At 69.5% G+C, this 7,970-nt stretch carries 6 protein-coding genes; 3 read left to right on the top strand and 3 right to left on the bottom strand.

From position 1 onward, the window contains the following. The 3 genes from WEB03_RS01410 to WEB03_RS01400 all read left to right on the top strand — a co-directional run. Positions 1–486 (top strand): succinate dehydrogenase/fumarate reductase iron-sulfur subunit (locus WEB03_RS01410; RefSeq protein ID WP_368069185.1); only part of this gene is annotated, 486 nt, incomplete at its 5' end. Between the two features lie 134 nt (positions 487–620). Continuing rightward, a complete protein-coding gene (locus WEB03_RS01405) occupies positions 621–2,207 on the top strand; it encodes a methylmalonyl-CoA mutase (RefSeq protein WP_368069184.1) in 1,587 nt (528 codons plus the stop codon). 155 nt (positions 2,208–2,362) lie between these two features. Next, positions 2,363–3,787: an NAD(P)H-quinone dehydrogenase gene (locus WEB03_RS01400; protein WP_368069183.1), complete on the top strand. Its 1,425-nt coding sequence runs from the start codon at positions 2,363–2,365 to the stop codon at positions 3,785–3,787. 77 nt (positions 3,788–3,864) lie between these two features. On the opposite strand, the gene WEB03_RS01395 is transcribed toward WEB03_RS01400, so the two are convergent. The 3 genes from WEB03_RS01395 to WEB03_RS01385 form a co-directional block, all read right to left on the bottom strand. Next, positions 3,865–6,786 (bottom strand): ExeM/NucH family extracellular endonuclease, encoded by a 2,922-nt coding sequence (locus WEB03_RS01395; protein ID WP_368069182.1) that lies wholly within the window; start codon positions 6,784–6,786, stop codon positions 3,865–3,867. Between the two features lie 98 nt (positions 6,787–6,884). After that, positions 6,885–7,094: a hypothetical protein gene (locus tag WEB03_RS01390; RefSeq protein WP_368069181.1), complete on the bottom strand. Its 210-nt coding sequence runs from the start codon at positions 7,092–7,094 to the stop codon at positions 6,885–6,887. Between the two features lie 236 nt (positions 7,095–7,330). After that, on the bottom strand, positions 7,331–7,970 hold a 640-nt coding region (locus WEB03_RS01385; RefSeq protein WP_368069180.1), incomplete at its 5' end, for a biotin/lipoyl-containing protein.

Genomic DNA, 7,970 nt, shown 5'->3' with positions numbered 1-7,970 from the left:
TCGTTCTCCGACGGTGACGAGATCGTCATCGAACCCTGGCGCGCTGCCGGTTTCCCGATCATCAAGGACCTGGTCGTCGACCGGGACGCGTTCGACCGGATCATCGAGGCGGGCGGTTACATCAGCGTCGACACCGGGTCGGCCTCCGACGCGAACCTGACCCCGGTCCGCAAGGAGGACGCCGACCTCGCGATGGACGCCGCCGCCTGCATCGCCTGTGGTGCGTGCGTGGCGGCCTGCCCCAACGGGGCGGCGCAGCTGTTCACGTCGGCGAAGATCGCCCACCTCAACCTCCTCCCGCAGGGACAGGCCGAGCGCTTCCAGCGGACCGAGTCGATGGTCGACGTCATGGAGGAGTTCTTCGGCTCCTGCACCAACATGGGCGAGTGCGAGGCGGCGTGCCCGAAGGGCATCTCCATCGACTTCATCGCGATGATGAACAAGGACTACCGCAAGGCCAAGTTCCAGGGCCGTCGCAGCGCCTGACGCCGGGACCCTCGCCTACCGGTAGGCGAGCGGGGGCAGCGGTGCCCCTCCTGGCCTACCGGTAGAGGGCAGAGTTCCGGCGTCCGGGCCGGTGCTCCTAGCCTGCGGGTCTCCCCAGTGACGAGGTGCCACGGATGCCCGACGACAAGATCACCGTGAGCGGGTTCCCGTTCGAGGACGTGTACGGGCCCCAGGACCTCGACGGCTTCGACCCCGCGACCTCGCTCGGTGCGCCGGGTGAGTTCCCCTACACCCGGGGGCCCTACCCGACCATGTACCGCGGCCGTCCCTGGACGATGCGGCAGTACGCCGGGTTCTCCACCGCCGAGGAGTCCAACGAGCGCTACAAGTACCTCCTCGCGCAGGGCACGACCGGCCTGTCGGTCGCCTTCGACCTGCCGACGCAGATGGGGTACGACAGCTCGGCCGAGATCGCTGACGGCGAGGTCGGCAAGGTCGGCGTGGCGATCGACACCGTCGAGGACATGAAGGTCCTGTTCGACGGGATCCCGCTCGACGAGGTCTCGACCTCGATGACCATCAACGCTCCCGCCAGCCTGCTGCTGCTGATGTACCAGATCGCGGGTGAGGAGCAGGGCGTCGAGCCCGCCAAGCTCCGCGGCACGATCCAGAACGACGTGCTCAAGGAGTACATCGCCCGCGGGACCTACATCTTCCCGCCGGCCCCCTCGCTGCGGATCATCTCCGACACCTTCGCCTACTGCGCCGAGACCCTCCCGAGCTTCAACACCATCTCGATCTCGGGCTACCACATGGGTGAGGCCGGGGCGACGCCGGTGCAGGAGGTCGCGTTCACGCTGGCCGACGGCATCGCCTACGTGCAGGCCGCTGTGGATGCCGGTCTCGACGTGGACCGGTTCGCGCCGAGGCTCAGCTTCTTCTTCGTGTCCCGCTCGACCTTCCTCGAGGAGGTCGCCAAGTTCCGCGCGGCACGGCGGATGTGGGCCACGATCATGCGTGACCGCTTCGGGGCGACGGATCCGAAGTCGATGATGCTGCGGTTCCACACCCAGACCGCGGGGGTGCAGCTCACGGCCCAGCAGCCCGAGGTGAACCTCGTCCGGGTCACGGTCCAGGCGCTCGCGGCAGCGCTGGGTGGCACCCAGTCGCTGCACACCAACAGCTTCGACGAGGCCCTGGCCCTGCCGACCGAGAAGTCGGCGCGGCTGGCCCTGCGGACCCAACAGGTGCTCGCCCACGAGACCGACGTGACGGCGTCGGTCGACCCGCTCGCCGGCAGCTACCTGATCGAATCGCTGACCGACACGATCGAGCAGCAGGCCCAGGAGTACCTCGACCGCATCGACGAGATGGGTGGCGCCGTCGCCGCCGTCGAGGAGGGCTACCAGAAGTCCGAGATCGAGCGTGCCGCCTACGAGCTGGCCAAGGCGATCGACTCGGGTGAGCAGGTGGTGGTCGGCGTCAACCGCTACCAGATGGACGAGGACGTCCAGCCCGACCTGCAGCGGGTCGAGGAGTCGATCCGCCAGGGGCAGATCGACGCGATCGACCGCGTGAAGCGTGAGCGTGACCAGGCCGGCGTCGACGCCGCGCTCGACGCGGTCCGCGCCGCCGCCGAGGGACGCGACAACATGCTCCTGCCGATGGGTGACGCTCTGCGCCGACGGGCCACGCTGCAGGAGGTCTGCGACGTGCTCCGTGGCGTGTACGGCGGCTACATCCCGCACGACACGTTCTGACCGACCGCGTCAGGGCGGTCCTCGCCACGTTCCACTCCCGGTTGCGGTCTGATGACTGCAACCGGGGATCGGAGATGTCCGCACGACGCCGGAGGTGACGGGCGGGCCGGCGCTAGCGTCGATGCTGCCCGTTTCCCCGGTACGCAGGATCGTCCGTGACCAGCGACACCCAGCACGCCCGCTCACGCCAGCGCGTGGTCATCCTCGGTGGGGGACCGGCCGGGTACGAGGCCGCGGTGGTCGCAGCCGAGCTGGACGCTGACGTCACGGTGGTGACCGACGAGGGGCTCGGGGGCAACTCCGTGCTCTGGGACTGCGTCCCCTCGAAGGCGCTGATCGTCGCGGCTGAGGCCATGGACTGGGTCCACACCGCCGACGCGATGGGTGTCCACCTCGCATCGGGCCGTCGGCCGGACCGCAACGTCGTCGACTTCCCGAAGGTCGCCGCCGGCGTCCTCGAGCTCGGCGCCAGCCAGTCAGCCGACATCGAGCGCCGCGTCGCTGCCAGTGACGTGACCGTCCTGCGCGGACGGGGTCGACTCCGCGGCCGCCACGAGGTCTCCGTCGAGCTGCAGGAGGGTGGGAGCCCGGTCCTGCCGGCCGACTACGTGCTCATCGGCACCGGCTCGACGGCGCGGGTGCTGCCGTTCTTCGAGCCGGACGGTGAACGCATCCTGGTCGGCCAGCAGATCTACGGGCTGCCCGAGGTGCCCGAACGGCTCATCGTGGTCGGTTCGGGTGCGACCGGCGCCGAGTTCGCCAACGCCTTCACCCGCTTCGGATCGGACGTCACGCTCGTGTCGTCGCGCGACCTCATCCTGCCGACCGAGGACCCGGACGCGGCGCAGGTCATCGAATCCTCCTTCGAGCGCCGGGGCATGACCATCCTCCGTAACGCTCGAGCGGTCGGCTGTGAGCGCCATGGAGACGAGGTCGCGGTCGGGCTGCAGGACGGTGGTGAGGTCGTGGGCAGCCACGTGCTGTTCACGGTCGGCCAGGTGCCGAGCTCCGCCGACCTCGGGCTCGAGTCCATCGGCGTCGAGGTCAACGACTGGGGCGGGATCGACGTCGATGCCGTCGGCCGCACCTCGTGTCGATGGGTCTACGCCGCCGGGGACGTGGTGGGCCGGATGATGCTGGCATCGGTCGCCGCGATGCAGGGTCGGACCGCCATGTGGCACGCCCTCGGCCAGGCGGTCCAGCCGATCCGGTGGGACGCGGTCGCGTCCACCATCTTCACCGACCCCGAGGTCGCCACCGTCGGGTTGTCGTCGGAGGAGGCGGCTCAGGCTGGTGTTCCCGTCGAGACCGCTCGCCTCGACTTCCGGTCGAACCCGCGCGCCAAGATGATCCACGGCACCGACGGGTTCGTGAAGGTCCACGCCCAGGTCGGCTCGGGGACCGTCGTCGGTGGGGTGGTGGTGTCCTCGCGCGCGAGCGACCTCATCCAGCCGCTGGCCGTCGCGGTCCAGAACCGGCTCACCGTCGCACAGGTGGCACAGACGATCACCGTCTACCCCACCATGGCCGGTTCGGTCGCCGAGGCCGCCCGGATGCTGATGACACGGCTCGACGGGTAGGAGGCGCGGTCGCGCAGGGGGGGGGGGGGGGGGGGGCGGGGGGGTTGCGCCGGGCCCCCCCGTTCGAACCCTCGTGGTCAGCGGTAGGCGTTCCCACGCCCGTCGCGATCGGACACCACCGAAGCCACGCACTGACCCTGGTTGCGGAAGCTGGGGTCCTCGAACCCGCGCCACCCTCCGTCCTTGCAGTCATCCTTTGTGATCGGTGCCGACGGCGGCTCCTCGACCTCGCGCACCTTGATCGTGACCGTCCCGCTGTCCGTGCCGCCCCGTCCGTCGTCGACCGTCACCTCGAAGGTGTCGATGCCCGTGAACCCGGCGTTCGGCGTGTAGGTGAACGCGCCGTCGTTGTCGCCGGTGACCGACCCGTTCGCAGGGGCGCCGTAGGTGACAGTGAGCGGGTCGTCGTCCGGGTCGTCGAGGATCAACTGACCGTTGACCGGGGTGTCCTCGTGGGTAGAGAGCTCGAGGTCCTCGACCGTTGGCGGCTGGTTCTCATCCTCACCAGCGAGGTCGAGGCCGACCAGCACAGGGTCGTGGTCCGACGAGCGGAACGCCGAGCTCTCGTAGTACTGGGCTGCGACCTCGGCGGTACGGAAGCGAGAGTTGCCCGACACGCCGCAGCACGACTCGAGGTAGTCGATCGCAGGGACCTCGTCAGCGTTGATGTTCCACGCCGCTGCGCCGGTCACGAACGGCAACAGCTCCTCGTCGGCGAGCGCGTGGTCGAGGTACCCCTGCGTCCCATCGAAGGCGTCCAGCAGGTCGGTGTACCCCGCTTCCCGGAGGGCGACGATCGGGTCCTCCATCGCGTACGCGTTGAGGTCGCCAATGATGAGGTCGCCCGCGGCCGCCTGTTGCGTCGGGTCCGTGTCGAGCCAGTCGGCCAGCGCCTCGGCTGCGGCCGTCCGGGTCGGGTTCCAGAACCCCTGACCGTCACCCTGGTCGTAGTCAGGGTCCTCGGTGTTGTTGAGTCCGCTCTGGCCCTTCGACTTGAGGTGGTTGACGGTGACGGTCACCGACTCGCCGGTCGCGAGTTCCGTGAACGTCTGTGCCAACGCAGGACGGCTGCGCCCGTCGTCGAACCGTGGGTCGGTCTCGCTGTCCAGGACGGCGTAGTCCCCGCTCAGCTCGACGGTGCTGGGCTTGTAGATGTAGGCGAGCTTGATCGCGTCGGTCCCGATGACCCCGGTGTCGAGGTAGTCGTAGACCTCGTCGCGGAGCTCGTCGTTGACCGCTTCGACCAGCGCGGCGGCCGCCTGGCGGTCACCCGCATCGTTCTCGATCTCCACGAGACCCACGATGTCGGCGTCCATGCGGATGAGCGCATCGACGATCTTCTCGGTCTGCCGCCGGAACTCGGACGGCGTGACCGCGCCACGAGCGTTCGGGAAGCCCTGTGCCGTCGCCAGGTCGTCCTCGACGAAGTAGCCGTCGCCGTTGAAGTAGTTCAGGACGTTGAAGCTGGCGACGGTCAGCGACCCTCCGGCAGTAGGCGGCGTCTGCGGACGCGGACGGGTGCGGTTCGCCTGGAACTCGTCGGACAGTTCGTCGATGTCGACCGGCTGCAGACGCCAGTTGCTGAACGAGTAGTGCAGCACGAACGTCTGGTCGATCAGCTGATCGCCGATGCGCAGGGTGTCCCCGGGCTCCAGGTACGGCAGGGGCGGCGTGCCATCCGGACCGGGCCGGTTGATGTTCTGCCCGGTCCAGCCGGCGGAGAGGAGGATGTTGTTCGCGGCGTTGAAGTCGAACAGGTCGGTGTAGGCGCTCGAACCGGGCTCGACGACGTTGGTCGGGTTCTGGAAGACGCCGGCCGATGACAACCGGACCTGCCCGAACCTCTCGAGCTCGAAGAACTCGACGAGCGTCAGTTCTGGGTGGGTGACCCGCATCGACTCGAGCGGCTCGAGGACCTCGGCACGGTCAGATGGTGCGACCGGGAGGGGCAGCTCTGTCGGTGCCGGCAGCGTCGTGTCCAGACCGTCCACGTCGCAGCTGCGGAAGGTGTTGGACGAGATCCGGGTCACGTCGAAGCCCTCACCCGCCGTGCCCGCGACGTAGACGAGGTCGCCGACCTCGGAGGCGTACACGCCGTCGAAGTCGAAAACGAACAGGCCCTCGGAGGTCTGCGGGTCACCGTCGCGGTCGGCCTCGACCGCCTCGATGAAGAACCCGCGCAGGCCGTGGTTGTTGGGCAGGCCGGTAGAGCCGCCCGAGGGGAACGCGGCGGTCACGACCCCACGGATCACGACAAACTCGCCTTCGATCGGGGTTGAGGGACCTGAACCTTGGATCTCGTTGATGACCGTCAGCTCCGCCGGATCGACCTCGCACACATCATCGGGGACGGCGAGGAACACCGTGATGGTCGCCGTGCAGCTCGCGGTCTGCGGGGTCTCGTCGTCGTTGCTGAATGTCACCTGGACCGGGTAGTCGCGCGCACCGAGGGTGTCATCGGCGGCGAGTTCGACCGTGAAGGTGCCACCGACGTTGCCGGCGGGGTCCGGGTCGGTCAGGGAGATGCCGTCCGTGGCGCCGGCGGTGATAGCGGCGTCGGTCACGGTGCCGTCCGCGTCGCTCGCCGTCAGTGTCACGCTGCCGCCTTCGCTTCGGGCGAGCGTCATGTCGTCACACACCGGGACGATCGGCTCGCCGTCCTCGCCACCACCGGTGGTGCAGGGGGTGAGGGGGGCGGTGGTGTTCTCGGGCTCGGGCGGGCTGATGATGGAGAAGGTGTCGCCGCAGCGGTCCTCGTCGCGCAGGGCTGACTGGTTGTTGCTGAGGTTGGTCGTCCCGGTGATGGCGATCTCGGCGCAGCCCGTGGAGCTGTAGCCGACCGCATCTACGACCGTGTCGCCCGTGGGGCAGGTGTTTGAGGGCAACGCGGTGGTGGAGGAGACCAGCGCGACCTTCGCGTTGCCTGCCGCCATAGCCGTGGTGCCGACCACGTCGGGTGTGGGCAGGTCCTCGGCGCTGGTGTTGGCGCCCGAGGCCATCTGGATCAGGAAGCGCTGACCGGGAGCGATCGACCCGGTCAGGGCCGTCGGGTTCCAGCCGGTCCCGGCCTGCGACGCGTACTGGACCGACCAGCCGGTCAGATCCTGAGCCGCGTCCCCTGGTTGAACAGCTCCACGAAGTCGTTGCGGTAGAAGGCACCGGAGTTACCGCCACCGCCGTACACCTGACTGATCACGACCGAGCCACCTCCCGGATCCTGGGCCGCGGCGGGGAGGGCGAGCGCTGGCAGGAGGGCCGCGACGAGCGCGACGAGCACGGCGAGCCCGGGGGTGCGGCGAGGAGACATCGAGGACCTCGTGGTGGCGAGAGGGCCACCCGGGACGAACGTCCCGGTCATGGCTGGACCGCGTGACCCAACCAGACCACGTGCTCTGCGTCGTCACCTGGTCAGAGATGACCACGTCGAGGTGCGCTGGCCGGACGAACGGCCCAACCGGACGCCGGCGGCGCGTGCCGCTGCGCGCGGTCCCGGGCGAGGGCCGCGCTCCCGACGGCGGGCCGACGCCCGCCGGTGTCAGGCTGTCAGGCGTCCTCGATGCGGGCGAGCACCGATCCGGACTCGACCACCCCGCCCGGAGCCGCACCGAGCGAGGTCACCACGCCGTCGCGGTGCGCGGTGATGGTGTTCTCCATCTTCATCGCCTCGAGCACGCAGACGAGGTCGCCGGCCGCCACCGTGGCGCCCGCCTCGACGGCGTACTTGACGACCGTGCCCTGCATCGGCGCGACGAGGTCCTCGGACGACGCTGCGGCTGCAGCGCCACCACCCTTCGAGCCGCGCGAACGTCGTGGGCCTGCCGGCTTCCCGCCGCCGCCTCCGCCCGTGGCGAGCTCGCCGTAGACCTTGACGTCGAGCCGGCGTCCGCCGACCTCGACGGTGATCTCGCGCGACGGTTCGTCGCCGCCTCCGCCGGTGGCCGGAGCGCCCTGCGGCTGCAGCGAGGACAGGTCCCACTCGGTCTCGACCGACACCGTCGAGTGCTCGCCGGCCGCGAACTGTTCGTTGGTCATCGCCAGCTTGTGGAACGGCACCGTCGTCGGGATGCCCTCGAGCACGAGCTCGTCGAGCGCGCGGGACATGCGGGCGCGGGCCCCGTCGCGGTCCTCGGCCCAGACGATCAGCTTGCCGATCATCGAGTCGTAGTCGCGCGGCACCTCGTAG

It is taken from the genome of Nitriliruptor sp. (assembly GCF_040882075.1).
GTDB lineage: Bacteria > Actinomycetota > Nitriliruptoria > Nitriliruptorales > Nitriliruptoraceae > Nitriliruptor.
This window is presented reverse-complemented; position numbering and strand designations above follow the sequence as displayed.